This is a genomic window from Lactococcus sp. EKM203L (genome assembly GCF_011800585.1).
Lineage (GTDB): Bacteria > Bacillota > Bacilli > Lactobacillales > Streptococcaceae > Lactococcus > Lactococcus lactis.
The window spans coordinates 18,130-34,805 of record NZ_JAALEQ010000013.1 but is presented as its reverse complement, the minus strand read 5'-3'; the positions used below and the strand labels follow the sequence as shown (position 1 = coordinate 34,805).

The following is a 16,676-nucleotide window of genomic DNA, read 5'->3' as shown; positions in this document are numbered from 1 at the left end:
AACTGTGACTTTTATACCTTTTTTTATCTTACGTTCGCTTTTTCCCTCTCCTGTATTCGCTTTATTTCATGCCACCACTAGCTTTGACAAATTAAAAAAATAAGTCTTTTTTAACTTGCTTTTTTCTTTTCTTATCAAAAAACTCCCTATTTTTATTAAAATAGGGAATTCCTCTTCACTCTTCGTCTTCTGAAAATAAGATGGCCTTTATTTTTTCACGAAGGCGATACCGTTGCATTCGAGTTAGTTCTTCTCCTCGCATTTGTCGAAGTAGTAAGTCTTGATAATGTGCGCTCAAACCTTCATATACTTCTGCCAGCAAATGATTGAAGACCACTTCATTATCTGGACTAGTATCACCTGAATTTATCCAGTCTGAGCATTCATAAACATCTAAACCTATAAAATGGTCATGGCTTCGTTTCTTTGCATAACTTCGTCTTAATTCATCTATTAATCTTTGATGATACTTTACCTTAAATTTTGTATGCAGCTTTTGACCATCGCTCTGCTCTTCTAATAGAAGATGTAAAATAATCATCCCCTCTTGAAGATAATCCTCTATTTTCCATGTTCTAATGCGAATTTGTTTCATTAATTTCATGACTATAGGTTTCATTTCTGAAAACAGAATTTCAAAACCCTCTTCTTCCAAGTAATATGTCATTGGAAAGTTCTCCTTTTATATTATCTTTATTTGATTTATTAGTAAGAAGATAGGGGTGGAGAATGTATATCTAATAAACAGTCAGGGAGCATCTTATTATAATGAGCTATTTTCATATCTATCCTTCCAAGACATTTTTATGGCTTTTATTACATTATAATAATTTTTACGTGTTTTACCTAACGATATTATGCGAATATTCAGAATTTATAACCCAATAAATAAAAGCAAGGCTATTTACCTTGCTTTTTTATTTTATAAGTAATCAGGAGTAGGTTTATTTTTAAAATAAACTCCTGAAATTCTAGAAGCTGCACCTGGTTCTACAAGTTCTAGCGTTTTTGAAATTTCATCAAATGAACCATCATAGTCACGGCTGTTTTCAAATAATTGAAGCGCTCTTGAGATCCCTTGTGCTACTTGTTCATTTGCAGCTTTATACCGATTAGCATATTGAATCAATTGTTCAGCTAATACCGCATGGTCAGTCAAATTAGTCGTTGCTTCTTTTAAAACGTGCATATCTTCAGTGCTTACGTCAACAAGATGATTAATTGTATCAATGTTGATTCTAACTCGTCCTAATTCTTTGAACAGATTTTGTACTCGATCTCCTGTTGTGAAGAACAAGTCGAGATAATCTTTAGGAAGTCCAGGGAGATTACATTTTTCAACATAACGTTTTATTGTACGAAGTTCAGAATCAAAGCGTTCTGCAATTTCTTGAGCTGCTCTTTCTTCATCTCTGAGTCCTGTAAGGGTATCACTAATCTTAATTTGGTTCTTCTCAATATCTTCAAGCGCATTGACTACTGAATTTACTCTACGTGAAAGAATTGAGTAAGGCATTGTTTTAGCTTGAATATTTCCTAGAATTTCATCAACATCTGAGTCAAGAGATTCTAAATGTTCTTGATAACCTCTAACATATCCTTTTTCGTTCCCAGAAAGGATATAGGCTTGTGTAACATGGTCAATTTCAAGGAGAAGATTTTTATTATTTGCTCTGATATGTTCAATATATTCTTTGAGAACTGATGAACGTTTTTCAACATTTCGACGTGCGCTATATTCTCTTTCAAAAATAGCATAAAGTTCTTCAACTTTTTCTTGAATTAAACCAAGTTCAGCTTCTACTCGATCTAGTTCAAATTGTTCTAATAATGAACTACTTTCAACGAGATGATCATGTAAATCATCCATTCTTTCTTTAATGTTGACATTATCGGGAAGAATGTATTCTTCTGCAACGAATTTATCACTCGCTTCTTGCAATTCTTCAAGTCGTTTAGGAACATCTTTTTCAATTGTTTTAATAAATGATGGAATTTGTTCTGTAATTGCACGTAAAGCAATCGTATGTTCTTCAGCAGTTTCCAAAACTTCAGCCGCTTCAATCGGATCACCTGTTGAGTTTAGCGTTACAAACTGAGAAAATTCTGTTTCGATATTGGCTAAATGTTTTTCAAGTTCAGTAATAACTGTTCCATACAAATCTGCATTGTCAGCAATATCGCTACGTAAGTTATCATATAAATCAAGGGACTCTTGAATTTTATTTGAATTACGCTTTTCTTGTTCAACAAGTTGAGCAACACCTTGACGAATTCCTTCGACATCACCTTCCATTAATTCAATTTGGGCCTCACTATCCGCTACAGATTCACGAGCACGGAAAAAATGGAATGAATCGTTTAATTGTTCAGCTTCAAAAATATGTTCTTCCAAATCAGCAAAAGAATTTGATGATAAGTCAAGCCATTTTTGGTTCCATTCACGGAAAATCGTTTGCGATTGTCCGACGAGATGCATTTTTTTAACAGAATCAATTTCTTCTTGAACAGGCAAATCGAAAAGCGATTCCTTTCGCTCTTCTAAGGCTAGTATACGGTCTTCTGTTTTCTTTCGCATTAATATTGCAAAAGCATAAAAGGCAACGAGAATAACTAATAAGACAACAATGAGGATAATGACAGTACTTGACATGCTTTACTCCATAAAATGATTTAATTACTTAAAAATAGTTTAATTACTTAGGTTAGATAGATTTTAAATAGATAGAAAATCTCAAATATAATTATAGCATAATGCGTCAAAGAAATACACTATTTTCTTAGTTTTCTAACCGAAAAGCCCTTTTTTATTTTCAAAATAAAAAAAGCAACCTCTAGAGGCTGCTTTTTAATTAAATTAAAGTCCTGCTTTTGCTGCTTCAACTTCTGCTGCGAAGTCTGTTTCAGCTTTTTCAATTCCTTCACCAACTTCAAAACGTGTGAATGCAATTGCTTTAGCTCCTTTTGATTCAAGGAAAGCTTCGACTGTTTTGCTGTCATCCATGATGTAAAGTTGTGCAAGAAGAGCAAATTGTTGGTCAACTTTTGTATTGTCAACGATGAATTTAGCCATTTTACCTGGAAGAATTTTGTCCCAGATTTTTTCTGGTTTTCCTTCAGCTTTGAGTTCTTCTTCAAATGAAGCTTTCGCTGCTGCAAGAACTTCTTCTGTTAATTGGCTCTTAGAACCAAATTCATGGTGTGGAAGTTCTGGTTTGTTAACAAGTACACGGCTAGCGTTGTCTTCATCAATTTTGTGGTTCATTTGTGCTAATTCAGCTTTTACAAATTCTGAATCAAGTTCATCAGCTGAAAGAACAGTAGGGTTCATTGCAGCGATATGCATTGATAGTTGTTTAGCAAGTGTTTCATCTGCACCTTCAACGACAGAAACAACCCCAATTTTACCACCGTTATGTTGGTAAGCTCCAAAGTGTTGAGCATCAGTTTTTTCAATTACTGCAAAACGACGGAAAGTAATTTTTTCTCCGATTGTAGCAGTCGCTTGAACAAGTTCTGCTTCAAGAGTAATACCTGAAGCTGTTTCAAGTGCCAATGCTTCTTCGTTAGTTGCTGGTTTTTTAGACGCAATAAGTTCTGCTGTTTCTTTAACCAAGGCAACAAATTGATCATTTTTAGCTACGAAGTCTGTTTCTGAGTTCAATTCAACAATCGCTGCAACATTTCCGTTTACGGCAATTCCTGTAAGTCCTTCAGCGGCTACACGATCAGCTTTTTTAGCTGCTTTCGCAATCCCTTTTTCACGAAGAAGTTCTGCTGCTGCTTCCATATTTCCGTCAGTTTCAACAAGAGCGCGTTTAGCGTCCATGATTCCTGCACCAGTTTTTTCACGTAATTCTTTTACTTGAGCTGCTGTTACTGCCATTTTGTAAATCTCCTATGTGTTTTTTTCTGTCAGTATTGACAGTAGTTTTATTTAAAAAAACAGGCGAGGCGTAAGGCCTCGCCTGTTGTAGTTACTTAATTAGTATAAGTTGAAGTTAAAATTATTTACCTTCAACGATTTCAGCAAGTTCTTCAAGTGATTCTTCTGAAGCTGCTTCTTCTGCTACGAAATCATCCGCTGCATCTTCACCTTGACGTCCTTCAATGATAGCGTCTGCCATTTTAGCTGTAATCAATTTAACAGCACGGATAGCATCATCATTTGCAGGGATAACTACGTCGATTGGTTCTGGATCTGCGTTTGTGTCAACCATTGCTACAACTGGGATTCCCAAAGTTTTAGCTTCTTTAACTGCGATTTGTTCAGCATGTGGGTCAACGATGTACATAACATCTGGAATACGAGGCATATCAGCGATACCACCGATGAATTTTTCAAGGCGTTCGCGTTCTTTGTTAAGAAGAACTACTTCTTTCTTAGGTAAAACTTCGAAAGTTCCTTCTTCTTCCATTTTGTTGATTTCTTTAAGGCGTGTCACACGTGTTTGGATAGTGTTCCAGTTAGTGAGCATACCACCCAACCAACGGTGGTTTACGTAGTATTGACCAGCGCGGAGAGCTTCTTCTTTAACTGCTTCTGCAGCTTGTTTTTTAGTACCAACAAAAAGAACTACTGCACCTTCTTGTGAAGCGTTTTTTACATAGTTGTAAGCATCGTCAACAAGTTTTACAGTTTTTTGAAGGTCGATAACGTGAATACCATTACGTTCTGTGAAGATGTATGGTTTCATTTTTGGGTTCCAACGACGAGTTTGGTGACCGAAGTGAACACCAGCTTCAAGAAGTTGTTTCATTGAAATAACTGACATGTTAATGTCTCCTTTTAAAATAGTTTTTCCTCTTTCATCTGTCATCCGCAGCCGCAATACTTGTGTACACTACGACTTTGTCGAGACGAAATGCGAGATGGTTGCATAGCAACTCTATCATTATACATTGTTTGACCTATTTTTGCAAGTATCTATTCACGCTTCTATTGTTCAGTAAATCTATTTTTCTAACCACTCCTATTATCTGACAAATTTAATTGTTAATTTAGGCTCTATAATCACTAAAAGAGTAAGTTTTTAAATTTTTTTCTAAGAAAAAATTAATATTTTTGCTGAAACCGCTTTTTTTGTGATAAAATAATTATAGTAAATAAATTAGTTTGTGAGGAGAGAAATATGAAAGAAAAAATCCTTTTAGGCGGCTATACAAAACGTGTATCTAAAGGCGTATATAGTGTTCTTTTGGACACTAAAGCTGCTGAATTATCATCATTAAATGAAGTCGCTGCGGTTCAAAACCCTACTTATATCACTCTCGATGAAAAGGGACACCTCTATACTTGTGCAGCAGATAGTAATGGTGGAGGAATCGCCGCCTTTGATTTTGATGGCGAAACTGCTACTCATCTCGGAAATGTCACAACCACGGGAGCTCCACTCTGCTATGTTGCCGTGGACGAAGCGCGACAATTAGTTTACGGAGCGAACTATCATCTTGGAGAAGTTCGTGTTTATAAGATTCAAGCTAATGGCTCACTCAGATTAACGGATACAGTAAAACATACCGGTTCTGGACCACGTCCTGAACAAGCTAGCTCACACGTTCATTATTCTGATTTGACTCCTGACGGACGACTTGTCACCTGTGATTTGGGAACAGATGAAGTCACTGTTTATGATGTCATTGGTGAAGGTAAACTCAATATTGCTACAATTTATCGGACAGAAAAAGGAATGGGTGCTCGTCATATTACTTTCCATCCAAATGGTAAAATCGCTTATTTGGTTGGAGAGTTAAATTCAACAATTGAAGTTTTAAGTTACAATGAAGAAAAAGGACGCTTTGCTCGTCTTCAAACAATTAGCACCCTACCTGAAGATTATCATGGAGCAAATGGTGTTGCTGCCATCCGTATTTCATCTGACGGTAAATTCCTCTATACTTCTAATCGTGGACATGATTCTTTGACAACTTACAAAGTAAGTCCTCTTGGTACAAAACTTGAAACTATTGGCTGGACAAATACTGAAGGTCATATCCCTCGCGATTTTAATTTCAACAAAACTGAAGATTATATCATTGTCGCTCATCAAGAATCTGATAATTTATCTCTTTTCTTGCGAGATAAAAAAACCGGTACTTTAACTTTGGAACAAAAAGATTTTTACGCTCCTGAAATCACTTGTGTTTTACCACTATAAAAATTTATTTTTTCACAAAGTTTGACTGATAAACTAAAAAAGATTGCTAATTTCTCTCAAAGAATTAGCAATCTTTTTTTCTTCAGTAAAGCTTGTTATAAACCGTTTTCTAAACTTTTGATGAGTGTTTTTGTAAAAACCATCACAATATTGCTTGACATCTATAAAAAACTTTGTTAAACTATTCACGTAAAAGAAAGTGAATGAAATCACAAAGGAGAACCTACAAATATGGCAACTAAAAAAGCCGCTCCAGCTGCAAAGAAAGTTTTAAGCGCTGAAGAAAAAGCCGCAAAATTCCAAGAAGCTGTTGCTTATACTGACAAATTAGTCAAAAAAGCACAAGCTGCTGTTCTTAAATTTGAAGGATATACACAAACTCAAGTCGATACTATTGTCGCTGCAATGGCTCTTGCAGCAAGCAAACATTCTCTAGAACTCGCTCATGAAGCCGTTAACGAAACTGGTCGTGGTGTTGTCGAAGACAAAGATACCAAAAACCACTTTGCTTCTGAATCTGTTTATAACGCAATTAAAAATGACAAAACTGTTGGTGTCATTTCTGAAAACAAGGTTGCTGGATCTGTTGAAATCGCAAGCCCTCTCGGTGTACTTGCTGGTATCGTTCCAACAACTAATCCAACATCAACAGCAATCTTTAAATCTTTATTGACTGCAAAAACACGTAATGCTATTGTTTTCGCTTTCCACCCTCAAGCTCAAAAATGTTCAAGCCATGCAGCAAAAATTGTTTACGATGCTGCAATTGAAGCTGGTGCACCGGAAGACTTTATTCAATGGATTGAAGTACCAAGCCTTGACATGACTACCGCCTTGATTCAAAACCGTGGACTTGCAACAATCCTTGCAACTGGTGGCCCAGGAATGGTAAACGCCGCACTCAAATCTGGTAACCCTTCACTTGGTGTTGGAGCTGGTAATGGTGCTGTTTATGTTGATGCTACTGCAAATATTGAACGTGCCGTTGAAGACCTTTTGCTTTCAAAACGTTTTGATAATGGGATGATTTGTGCCACTGAAAATTCAGCTGTTATTGATGCTTCAGTTTATGATGAATTTATTGCTAAAATGCAAGAACAAGGCGCTTATATGGTTCCTAAAAAAGACTACAAAGCTATTGAAAGTTTCGTTTTTGTTGAACGTGCTGGTGAAGGTTTTGGAGTAACTGGTCCTGTTGCCGGTCGTTCTGGTCAATGGATTGCTGAACAAGCTGGTGTCAAAGTTCCTAAAGATAAAGATGTCCTTCTTTTTGAACTTGATAAGAAAAATATTGGTGAAGCACTTTCTTCTGAAAAACTTTCTCCTTTGCTTTCAATCTACAAAGCTGAAACACGTGAAGAAGGAATTGAGATTGTACGTAGCTTACTTGCTTATCAAGGTGCTGGACATAATGCTGCAATTCAAATCGGTGCAATGGATGATCCATTCGTTAAAGAATATGGCGAAAAAGTTGAAGCTTCTCGTATCCTCGTTAACCAACCAGATTCTATTGGTGGGGTCGGAGATATCTATACTGATGCAATGCGTCCATCACTTACACTTGGAACTGGTTCATGGGGGAAAAATTCACTTTCACACAATTTGAGTACATACGATCTATTGAATGTTAAAACAGTGGCTAAACGTCGTAATCGCCCACAATGGGTTCGTTTGCCAAAAGAAATTTACTACGAAAAAAATGCAATTTCTTACTTACAAGAATTGCCACACGTTCACAAAGCTTTCATCGTTGCTGACCCTGGTATGGTTAAATTTGGTTTCGTTGATAAAGTTTTGGAACAACTTGCTATCCGCCCAACTCAAGTTGAAACAAGCATTTATGGCTCTGTTCAACCTGACCCAACTTTGAGCGAAGCAATTGCAATCGCTCGTCAAATGAAACAATTTGAACCTGACACTGTCATCTGTCTTGGTGGTGGTTCTGCTCTCGATGCTGGTAAGATTGGTCGTTTGATTTATGAATATGATGCTCGTGGTGAAGCTGACCTTTCTGATGATGCAAGTTTGAAAGAACTTTTCCAAGAATTAGCTCAAAAATTTGTCGATATTCGTAAACGTATTATTAAATTCTACCATCCACATAAAGCACAAATGGTTGCAATTCCTACTACTTCTGGTACTGGTTCTGAAGTGACTCCATTTGCAGTTATCACTGATGATGAAACTCATGTTAAGTACCCACTTGCTGACTACCAATTAACACCACAAGTTGCCATTGTTGACCCTGAGTTTGTTATGACTGTACCAAAACGTACTGTTTCTTGGTCTGGTATTGATGCGATGTCACACGCGCTTGAATCTTACGTTTCTGTTATGTCTTCTGACTATACAAAACCAATTTCACTTCAAGCGATCAAACTTATCTTTGAAAACTTGACTGAGTCTTATCATTATGACCCAGCGCATCCAACTAAAGAAGGACAAAAAGCCCGCGAAAATATGCACAATGCTGCAACACTCGCTGGTATGGCCTTCGCTAATGCTTTCCTTGGAATTAACCACTCACTTGCTCATAAAATTGGTGGTGAATTTGGACTTCCTCATGGTCTTGCCATTGCCATCGCTATGCCACATGTCATTAAATTTAACGCTGTAACAGGAAACGTTAAACGTACCCCTTACCCACGTTATGAAACATATCGTGCTCAAGAGGACTACGCTGAAATTTCACGCTTCATGGGATTTGCTGGTAAAGATGATTCAGATGAAAAAGCTGTGCAAGCTCTGGTTGCTGAACTTAAGAAACTGACTGATAGCATTGATATTAATATCACCCTTTCAGGAAATGGTGTCGATAAAGCTCACCTTGAACGTGAACTTGATAAATTGGCTGACCTTGTTTATGATGATCAATGTACTCCTGCTAATCCTCGTCAACCACGTATTGAAGAGATTAAACAACTCTTGTTAGACCAATACTAATAATCTATTGATGAAAGTAATTAAAACGCCCATATAAATTTATCTGGGCGCTTTTTTAATAGAATATAAATTAATGTCAAAGGATTATAATTTTTCAATTTCTTCAAAAAGAGCTTTTGCTTCTACTGAGTAACCGTAATCTCCCAAGGTTTGCGCGTGTTTTTTCATTTCTTCAATCGCTCCGTTTTGTTTTTGCAATACTTTATAATGAGCTTCATGATATTTTAAAATAATTTTTTCATAGAAAAAATTGATACTTATTCCTATTTCATTTAAGTGATTGATATATTTAAAAGCTTGCATCAAATTTTCTCGACGTAACCAAGTATCAATAAGATTTAAAAATGTTCTTATTACGATCTGCTGATTGAGATGAATTGAGTGATAATAATTTGCTTTTCCTAAAATTTGCATTCCATAATACTCTAAAGCATTATCATCAAAATGTCGAAGACAATTCCCAAAAATCCATAGTTCATAGCGTCCCCATTCGCTGATAGATTCAAGGTAGTTCATCAAAAAGTCAGTATCTTCCTTAAAAACAGTAGAACCTTTTGCCATTGCTAAGTTGATTTTAACCACTATTTTATTAATCTGATAAAATTTATTATCAGGTTTCTGTTGGCATTTTTCTTCCCAAAAATTTTGAATTTCCTTTATTACTTTGATATTTTTTTGCGCATAAGCCACAGCCAACTCGTGACGGTAGTTGTATTCATCTGATTGTTCATATTCGTTATAAAGGTTTTGAAATTCATCTAAATAGACATTTGAGTTTTCTAAAACGGTAAATAGTTTACCCACCGTAATCTCTGTTTCTCCTTTTTCAAATTTTGCGAGCTGAGATTCTGAAAAATCGCCACCAGTCATTTCTTTTAATTTCAGATGCTTCGTTTCTCTGATAAAAGCAATTATTATTCCGGTTTTTAAATTTTTTTCCATTTCATTTTCCCTTTGTCATATATTCCAAATTTATTAAATTATTTGAAATTATTATACAACTTTGCTTTTAGCTTGTAAACTAGATAAAAAAACTACTGACAGCTTTTCTGTCAGTAGTTTTTTATTTTTCTAAAATAAATATTTTTTCTAGCTAAAAGATAAATTAGGAGAATAAGTAAGGAAATCAGACCAAATATTAAATAAATAAATTCTACAGTTAAATTTTGGGCAATTAGACCGCTTGATAAATCAGCAAAAATAAAAAACAGAGATAAAAATGTATCATATATTGACCAGAAAACTACTCGATTATTTTTTATTAGTTTATTAAATTCCCCAATGAAAAAGTTATTATAGCCACCATTTATTAATCTAAAAATAGAAAATAAAACAATAGTAGTAAATACCGATTTTGTAAAAAATAAAAGAATTGATATTAATGGTAATAGCATAACTATCGATAATTTTTTCCACTTTATTCGACTCCCAATTGCCATACATACATTAAAAGTAAACAAAACAAGCCCTAAATACTTAAGTGGAAAATAATGATATTTCAATAAAATACTACTCCAACTATTGACAGACATGATGAGTGTTGTGACAGTTATTCCTAATAAAATGAATAAGTTTAGCTTAGACGATACTTTTAATCCCTTTCGTAATGTCCTTATATTAATAGTTATTTTTTCTTCTTGTTTTTCTTCTCTTTTTTCTAATTTTATAAAACATAAAAAAATGGTTGAAAAAACAATAAATGCTACTGATATTATGATTGGTAAAAAACGATTGAAATGTAGTATGGCTGGTGTGATAATTGTCATCACTGATATTGCAAGATATTGTATTGAACTGCTGCCTTCAAGATATTTGCGATATGTAACATCATCTGGAAATTGTTCATAAGAAAAAGTTTGCATTACTCCAGAAGATAGAGCTTCTGATATCCCAAGTATGACCGCTGCTAAGATTGCTAAATAAAATTTTTCAAATAAAAATAGGGTAAAAGCAATAATTGACAAAATATTATTAAGTAATAATACTTTTTTTCTATTTTTTTGTTCAGCATAAATACCTAGCGGTAGATTTAAAATCACTCCTATTATTTGCGTCATTGCACTAATAATCATAATCTCAGAATATCTATAACCCAAAGCATTCATAATTAATATGCTAATAAAAAAATAGGGAAGGAGGGACAAAAAGAGTTTAAATAGAAAAAGTTGTTTATATTTGATTATGATTTTCATAGCTGACAAGTTTTATCTTTCGTAAAGTTAGGATTTAATGTTCTTTGTAATTTGGGATAGCATCCCCCCTCGCAAATTCTTAACATTGAGCACTTTAAACAATCTTTATTTTCTGTTTTAAATTCTCTAACTTCTGTATAATTTGAATCGTTTTTCCATATTTCAGCCAATGTTTGATGAAAAGCATTGGAAGTATGCTTTTCACCTAAAAATGCAATACAAGGTAAGACATCCCCGTTAGATAAAATCTCCATTTTCGTATGCTTCGCTCTACAACCAAAATACATATTTTCAAATTCCGATAGATTTTTTCCCTCCTCAATTAACTCTGGAAAAGCCGTAAAATAAAAACATCCTTCAACTGAAAAATTGAAATTATCTATTTTATTATCTAGTAGATATCTTCTAACTTTTTCTTCTAATTTTCTCAGGTCTGATATATTGTATATTTTTGTTATTTTTGTAAAACCAGTCACTTCGGAGTAGTCCGCAATAGAAAAACGGTCAATTTCGTTTTTAATCGCAAACTTCAAGAGCTCCATAATATCCTCTTCACTTTGATTAGAATAAAACGTATTTAATCTGACTTTCTTTTTTCTTTCATGAAAAAGCTTTATTAATTCTATTCCTCTTTTTGCCCTTGTACCCATGAGTTCAAAATTTTTAAAATCATCTATTGATTCAAGAGATATAACTGGGGTAATATAATCAGATTGGCAAATAATATCTATTGTTGATTTTTTTATCTCTTGACCATTTGTTGTTATTGTTGTCACTACTTTCAATGAATCAATAATTTTTAAAAGATTATCTATGTCTTTATATTTCGTTGGCTCCCCACCTAATATAGAAAATGATAAAATTCCATTTTCTTTTGCTTGACTTAAAATCTTTTTCCAATCATCTGCAAGATGAACATTTTCGTCTTCTCTGTTTGCAAGAAAGCAAAAGCCACAATGAAGATTGCAATACATACTAGGATAAATCACTAACTCTAGCGGAAAACTCATTTGATTTAATTTTTTCAGCTCTTTAATCTTACTTTGTATTTTATTAATAATTGAGAAAGAAGATACCTCTTTTTCTTCTATCTCTCCTTTTTTATAAATTTTTTCTCGTAAAATTTTTGTTAGAGAATCAGCATTAAAATATTTTATGTATTCGTTAAATGCTTTTTCTTTTCCCATTTCTTTTACTAAAGATAAAAAAATAGACTCACTTTCTGACAATTCTAATCTGCTAAAATTATTTTTATTTATTAAAATTCCGCCGTTTTTCTCAACTCTAAATAATAATTCATCTGATAAAACGTACATATTAACATCCTTTCTAAATATTACTCAAAAAAAGGCGACTAAACGTCGCCAATTCTGCTATCAAATTTTATTTGCTAGCAGCCCATCCATCTCCCTTAGCCATTGAACTATTTTCCAATACATTTTTAAGCATTGCCAAAAGCTCTGGTTTGGTTGATTGTTCTTTAAGTTCTTTTTGCATAATAAATCTCCTTTTAATATAGACAGATACCAATTTTGATTCAATTGGTATCTGTTATTTTATCAAAATTATTGATAGTATAAATTTTATTTGGAATATATGCCAAAACTCTATTAATTGTTAAGTTCATGAGAAAACCCACGTTGTTACTATATTGGCTCTCTTTTTTTCTTCTTTATTTTTATTACTCTATCTCCAGTTTTTACTTTCAAAACCCCAATTCTAAACTTTTTATAAAAAAATTTATTTTATTTATCTTTTGTCATATATTCCAAAAATATCCGATGAAAAAACTACTGACAGAAAAGCTGTCAGTAGTTTTTATTTTTCTAAATAATCTAAAGCGTCCTGAATAGTTTTGACGGGAACGATTTTCATCTTCGTTTTTAGTTTTTTAGCGGCGGCTTTGGCTCCAAGGTAATTGTTGCTACTTTCCTTTTTGGTGCCTGAATCAGGCACTAAGAAGACTTTTGCCCCTTCTTTACTCGCTGTGGCTACTTTTTTATCAACACCGCCGATTTGACCAATGCTTCCGTCGTGTTCAATCGTCCCAGTTCCAGCAATTTCGCGACCGTTTCGCAAATCTTTTCCTGTCAACTGACTGTAAATTTCTAGTGTAAACATCATCCCCGCAGAGGGACCACCGATTGAACCCGCGTTGACAGTAACTTTTGGAGTCGTCACGACTTCAGTATGGTCAACTAGGCTGATCCCAATTCCTGTTTTTCCATTAGCAATTTTGATGTATTTGCCAGTTGACTTGTGCTTTGTGCCGTCAATTCTCGTGTATTCAATCGTTACTGAATCACCGACTTTTTGTTTGGAAACATAAGCAATCATGTCGGCACTTGATGTAAACTGTTGACCATTGACTGCTGTAATCGTATCTGCAAGTTCTAGCTTATTTTTAAAGGTCGAATTTTTGGCAATATCAAGGACATAAACGCCTTCATATTTAAGTTCATAAGGTTTATTAGCTAATTTAAAAGCTTGATAAATCGCTGTATTCTGTGCCGTTTCCATGTAAAACTGGTTGACACGGTTGAACTGTGCGTCGTTAAGTCCGCCAGTCATTTCTTGCTCACTGTAAATGCTTGTAAAACTATTAAAATGGCTGTAAATCATTGTAGCAAGATTTGCTCGTGCAATTTGGACAGTCGTCAGGAAAAAATCACCTTTATGTTCATCTTTTTTGCCTTCAACTTTGACCATTTTCCCTAAAGGCTCGGTTGTTCCGGGCATTTCCACATAGTAACTCGTTGGATAAAATAAAGCTAAAAGGGCAACAACAATTAGACCAATCGAGATTCCCCATTTTAATTTGGGATTAATTTTTTTATTTTTTTTCATCTAATTTCCTTAATTCACGACTCACATTTTCTGGAACCCAAGCACTGACATCTTGACCAAAGGCATGTAATTCTCGCATCCGTGTTGAATTTAATGGTTCAAGTTCTGGTTTTGCTAAGAAAAAGATGGTTTCAATGCCTGTCATTTCCATATTAAAATAGAACATATTTTTTTCATATTCTAAATCTTGGCTATTACGCAAAGAACGAACCAGAGCTGTCACGCCAAGTTTTTTAGCAATATTCACTGTCAAATCACGTTCATGTTTGATGACTTTGACTTTATGAGTTACTGACAGACTTGTCAGTGCTTCTTCTAGCATTTCCACTCGTTTATCAGTTGGAAAAAGTGGATTTTTTTGGTCATTTTTAAAAATTCCAACATAAAGTTGATCAAAATGTTGACTGGCACGTTTGATAACGTCTAAATGACCATTTGTCAGTGGGTCAAAAGTTCCTGTAAAGAGTCCAATTTTTTCTGTCATTACTTTTTTCTTTCTTAATTTACTGACAGAATTTCTGTCAGTAAAAGTCAAAATTCATAAATTGAAATTTTAGAAATTCCGTAAGTTTTTTGTCTGGTCAGCTCTAATTTCCCAATTTGGTCAGGGAGTTCAACTTCCTTGTCTGTTTCACAGACGACAATTACATTTTCTGTCAGTCGTTTTTTCTCTTGCAAAAGTTCTAAGTTTTCAACAATTTGTTCTTTAGAATAAGGTGGGTCTAAGAGGACTAAATCAAAAGTCTCTGACAAGTTTGATAAGACTCGTTCTGCTGACATTTTTAATAATTGAAATTTTTCAGGCTCTTTGGTCATCTTGATATTTTCCAAAATGACTTGTTGAGCTGCTCTGTCTTTTTCGACGAGAATGGCGTGATCCATTCCTCTTGAAATGGCTTCAATTGCCAAACTACCTGAGCCTGCAAATAAATCAAGAACACGTCCCCCTTCAAAATAAGGGCCAATCATATTAAAAATGGCTCCTTTAACTTTATCGGTGGTTGGTCTTGTTGTTTTTCCTGCCAATGTTTTCAGCGGTCTTCCGCCATAATTTCCTGATACTACTCTCATGAAAATAATTATATCACAAAATTTCAAATGGAGAGCCGAATCTCCCTGTAAGCCTTGGTTTAAAGGTTCTGTCAGTAAAAATTTTCTTATTATTTTACTGACAAAAAAATAAGTTTCTCAAATCAGAATTTCATTCTAACTTTTGAAACTTATTTTTACCTATATTTAACTCATGAATGACTTTCATGCATCCGAATTGCTCGTAGTGAGGGCAGCACACCTAATACAATAATGAAAAACATGAAGATGGTCATTCCAATATTTCCATAAAGACTTGAGAGAGACACAAGGATTCCTGACAAGACCGAAGCGATAGGCTGAGTCACTGAAAAAGCTCCTGTATAAGTTCCCACTTGGTCTCCATCCATTAAATCGGCTCGCAGAGCCTGTGAAAATGGAACCAAAATCATTTCACCGATTGTTGCTATCAATGCTGCAATCAGTTCCCAAGTTAAATCACGACCAAGAAATGCAATCATGAAGCCCAAACCTTGCAAAATAATTCCAATGGATATTCCACTACTTCGTGACCAGTTTTTGGTTAGTTTGTTGACTCTCCCCATAAATAATACGATGACTAAGGTATTGACCATTAGGAAAATTGTCAGCATCCGTTGTCCATAAACTTCAATTCCAAAAATCCTTGCTGTTCTAAAACTATCACTCAAATGGACTGGAAGATAATAATCAATTTGATTAAAAATCATCGCAATAAAGACCGAAGCAAATAAATAATACATGAAAATACGGTCTTTAGCAACTGTGAAATAGGCTTTAATAATGTTTGATTCTTGCTTATGCTGCTGAGTATCTGGATTGAAGGATTCATCAATCCAAAAAATTACAACCAAACAACTAACGATTTCTTCAATTGTGATAGCTAAAAGTAACCAAACCAAATAATCTCGGAAAAACCAACCTGAAAGTCCTGAACCAATCATGATTGCAAAATTGATAATCCAATATTGAATACTATAAACGACTCGCCGATTTCCACTTGTTGTCAAATCTACAATCATCGCTTGACTTGCGGTGTTAAAAAAGCCAAAACCAAAATTAATAATAAGAAATCCTAAAAAAGTGACCCAAGGATTGAAGTAAAAAGATGAGTTTGCAAATGTTGCTAAAGCTCCACCAAAACCAGTAATGGCAGTTGAGAAAATCATCACAGGTCTTCGTCCCTGAACGTCGGACAAATGACCAGCATAAAGCCCAACCAAGAAAACCATGACTGAACTAATGACTAAAAGTAATCCCGTGATTCCCGCTCCCATATATTTATTGTAGTAAATTGTCATTGAGCCACCCACTGTACTAAAGCAAAGCGTCCCAAAAAAATTCATGATTAAACGAATTTTAAGTGTTGGATGTAATCCAAAAAAATCTTTCATTTTATTTCTTTCTGTTTTTTTTCAATAAAAAACCTACCTTGACTCCTTTTCAAGATAAATTCTTTTTTTTAGAG

14 protein-coding genes are annotated in these 16,676 nt (G+C 34.4%); 2 read left to right on the top strand and 12 right to left on the bottom strand.

The genetic code is table 11. The annotated features are described in order from the left end of the window. Window positions 1–175 precede the first annotated feature (175 nt). The 4 genes from HFD15_RS12785 to rpsB all read right to left on the bottom strand — a co-directional run bounded on the left by HFD15_RS12785 (window position 176) and on the right by rpsB (window position 4,775). Window positions 176–667, bottom strand: coding sequence for a hypothetical protein (locus HFD15_RS12785; protein ID WP_023190262.1), 492 nt, complete (start codon window positions 665–667; stop codon window positions 176–178). 255 nt (window positions 668–922) lie between these two features. Beyond that, window positions 923–2,653 carry a septation ring formation regulator EzrA gene (ezrA, locus tag HFD15_RS12780; protein ID WP_003132670.1) on the bottom strand — a complete coding sequence of 577 codons (1,731 nt, stop codon included), beginning with the start codon at window positions 2,651–2,653 and terminating at the stop codon, window positions 923–925. A gap of 204 nt (window positions 2,654–2,857) precedes the next feature. Further along, the gene (gene tsf / locus HFD15_RS12775; RefSeq protein ID WP_015427183.1) at window positions 2,858–3,886 is read right to left on the bottom strand and encodes a translation elongation factor Ts; all 1,029 of its coding nucleotides are present in this window, start codon (window positions 3,884–3,886) and stop codon (window positions 2,858–2,860) included. Between the two features lie 121 nt (window positions 3,887–4,007). Then, the gene (rpsB, locus tag HFD15_RS12770) at window positions 4,008–4,775 is read right to left on the bottom strand and encodes a 30S ribosomal protein S2 (RefSeq protein ID WP_010906340.1); all 768 of its coding nucleotides are present in this window, start codon (window positions 4,773–4,775) and stop codon (window positions 4,008–4,010) included. Window positions 4,776–5,132: 357 nt separating this feature from the next. Between rpsB and HFD15_RS12765 the strand changes: the two genes are divergently transcribed. Both HFD15_RS12765 and adhE read left to right on the top strand, forming a co-directional pair. Then, the gene (locus tag HFD15_RS12765) at window positions 5,133–6,158 is read left to right on the top strand and encodes a lactonase family protein (RefSeq protein WP_058207977.1); all 1,026 of its coding nucleotides are present in this window, start codon (window positions 5,133–5,135) and stop codon (window positions 6,156–6,158) included. A gap of 231 nt (window positions 6,159–6,389) precedes the next feature. Beyond that, window positions 6,390–9,101, top strand: coding sequence for a bifunctional acetaldehyde-CoA/alcohol dehydrogenase (gene adhE, locus HFD15_RS12760; RefSeq protein WP_023190259.1), 2,712 nt, complete (start codon window positions 6,390–6,392; stop codon window positions 9,099–9,101). Window positions 9,102–9,185: 84 nt separating this feature from the next. Here the strand turns inward: adhE and HFD15_RS12755 are convergent, their stop codons facing one another. The 8 genes from HFD15_RS12755 to HFD15_RS12720 form a co-directional block, all read right to left on the bottom strand. Next, window positions 9,186–10,043 carry an Rgg/GadR/MutR family transcriptional regulator gene (locus tag HFD15_RS12755; protein WP_058203259.1) on the bottom strand — a complete coding sequence of 286 codons (858 nt, stop codon included), beginning with the start codon at window positions 10,041–10,043 and terminating at the stop codon, window positions 9,186–9,188. 110 nt (window positions 10,044–10,153) lie between these two features. After that, a complete protein-coding gene (locus tag HFD15_RS12750) occupies window positions 10,154–11,293 on the bottom strand; it encodes an MFS transporter (protein WP_012898644.1) in 1,140 nt (379 codons plus the stop codon). After that, window positions 11,290–12,609, bottom strand: a complete 1,320-nt coding sequence (kwcM, locus tag HFD15_RS12745; RefSeq protein ID WP_167593677.1) for a KxxxW cyclic peptide radical SAM maturase — start codon at window positions 12,607–12,609, stop codon at window positions 11,290–11,292. Before kwcM ends, HFD15_RS12750 begins: the two co-directional genes overlap by 4 nt. A gap of 67 nt (window positions 12,610–12,676) precedes the next feature. Then, window positions 12,677–12,790, bottom strand: coding sequence for a KxxxW-cyclized peptide pheromone (locus HFD15_RS12740; protein WP_011836076.1), 114 nt, complete (start codon window positions 12,788–12,790; stop codon window positions 12,677–12,679). Window positions 12,791–13,111: 321 nt separating this feature from the next. Beyond that, on the bottom strand, window positions 13,112–14,140 hold the full coding sequence (locus tag HFD15_RS12735; RefSeq protein WP_003132657.1) for a SepM family pheromone-processing serine protease: 1,029 nt from the start codon (window positions 14,138–14,140) through the stop codon (window positions 13,112–13,114). Next, a complete protein-coding gene (gene coaD / locus HFD15_RS12730; protein ID WP_010906348.1) occupies window positions 14,127–14,624 on the bottom strand; it encodes a pantetheine-phosphate adenylyltransferase in 498 nt (165 codons plus the stop codon). The genes HFD15_RS12735 and coaD overlap by 14 nt, the downstream gene beginning before the upstream one ends. 47 nt (window positions 14,625–14,671) lie before the next feature. After that, entirely contained in the window at window positions 14,672–15,211 is a 540-nt protein-coding gene (gene rsmD, locus HFD15_RS12725) for a 16S rRNA (guanine(966)-N(2))-methyltransferase RsmD (protein WP_050558566.1), read from the bottom strand. A 170-nt stretch (window positions 15,212–15,381) separates the two neighbouring features. Next, window positions 15,382–16,602: an MFS transporter gene (locus HFD15_RS12720; RefSeq protein ID WP_012898647.1), complete on the bottom strand. Its 1,221-nt coding sequence runs from the start codon at window positions 16,600–16,602 to the stop codon at window positions 15,382–15,384. Between the last annotated feature and the right edge of the window lie 74 nt (window positions 16,603–16,676).

Bases quoted from the DNA above. Each gene is read 5' to 3' on its own strand.
- HFD15_RS12740 (WP_011836076.1), bottom strand. From the start codon at position 12,790: ATGCAAAAAGAACTTAAAGAACAATCAACCAAACCAGAGCTTTTGGCA.
- coaD (WP_010906348.1), bottom strand. From the start codon at position 14,624: ATGACAGAAAAAATTGGACTCTTTACAGGAACTTTTGACCCACTGACA.
- ezrA (WP_003132670.1), bottom strand. From the start codon at position 2,653: ATGTCAAGTACTGTCATTATCCTCATTGTTGTCTTATTAGTTATTCTC.
- HFD15_RS12755 (WP_058203259.1), bottom strand. From the start codon at position 10,043: ATGGAAAAAAATTTAAAAACCGGAATAATAATTGCTTTTATCAGAGAA.
- HFD15_RS12785 (WP_023190262.1), bottom strand. From the start codon at position 667: ATGACATATTACTTGGAAGAAGAGGGTTTTGAAATTCTGTTTTCAGAA.
- rpsB (WP_010906340.1), bottom strand. From the start codon at position 4,775: ATGTCAGTTATTTCAATGAAACAACTTCTTGAAGCTGGTGTTCACTTC.
- tsf (WP_015427183.1), bottom strand. From the start codon at position 3,886: ATGGCAGTAACAGCAGCTCAAGTAAAAGAATTACGTGAAAAAACTGGT.
- HFD15_RS12735 (WP_003132657.1), bottom strand. From the start codon at position 14,140: ATGAAAAAAAATAAAAAAATTAATCCCAAATTAAAATGGGGAATCTCG.
- kwcM (WP_167593677.1), bottom strand. From the start codon at position 12,609: ATGTACGTTTTATCAGATGAATTATTATTTAGAGTTGAGAAAAACGGC.
- HFD15_RS12720 (WP_012898647.1), bottom strand. From the start codon at position 16,602: ATGAAAGATTTTTTTGGATTACATCCAACACTTAAAATTCGTTTAATC.
- adhE (WP_023190259.1), top strand. From the start codon at position 6,390: ATGGCAACTAAAAAAGCCGCTCCAGCTGCAAAGAAAGTTTTAAGCGCT.
- HFD15_RS12765 (WP_058207977.1), top strand. From the start codon at position 5,133: ATGAAAGAAAAAATCCTTTTAGGCGGCTATACAAAACGTGTATCTAAA.
- rsmD (WP_050558566.1), bottom strand. From the start codon at position 15,211: ATGAGAGTAGTATCAGGAAATTATGGCGGAAGACCGCTGAAAACATTG.
- HFD15_RS12750 (WP_012898644.1), bottom strand. From the start codon at position 11,293: ATGAAAATCATAATCAAATATAAACAACTTTTTCTATTTAAACTCTTT.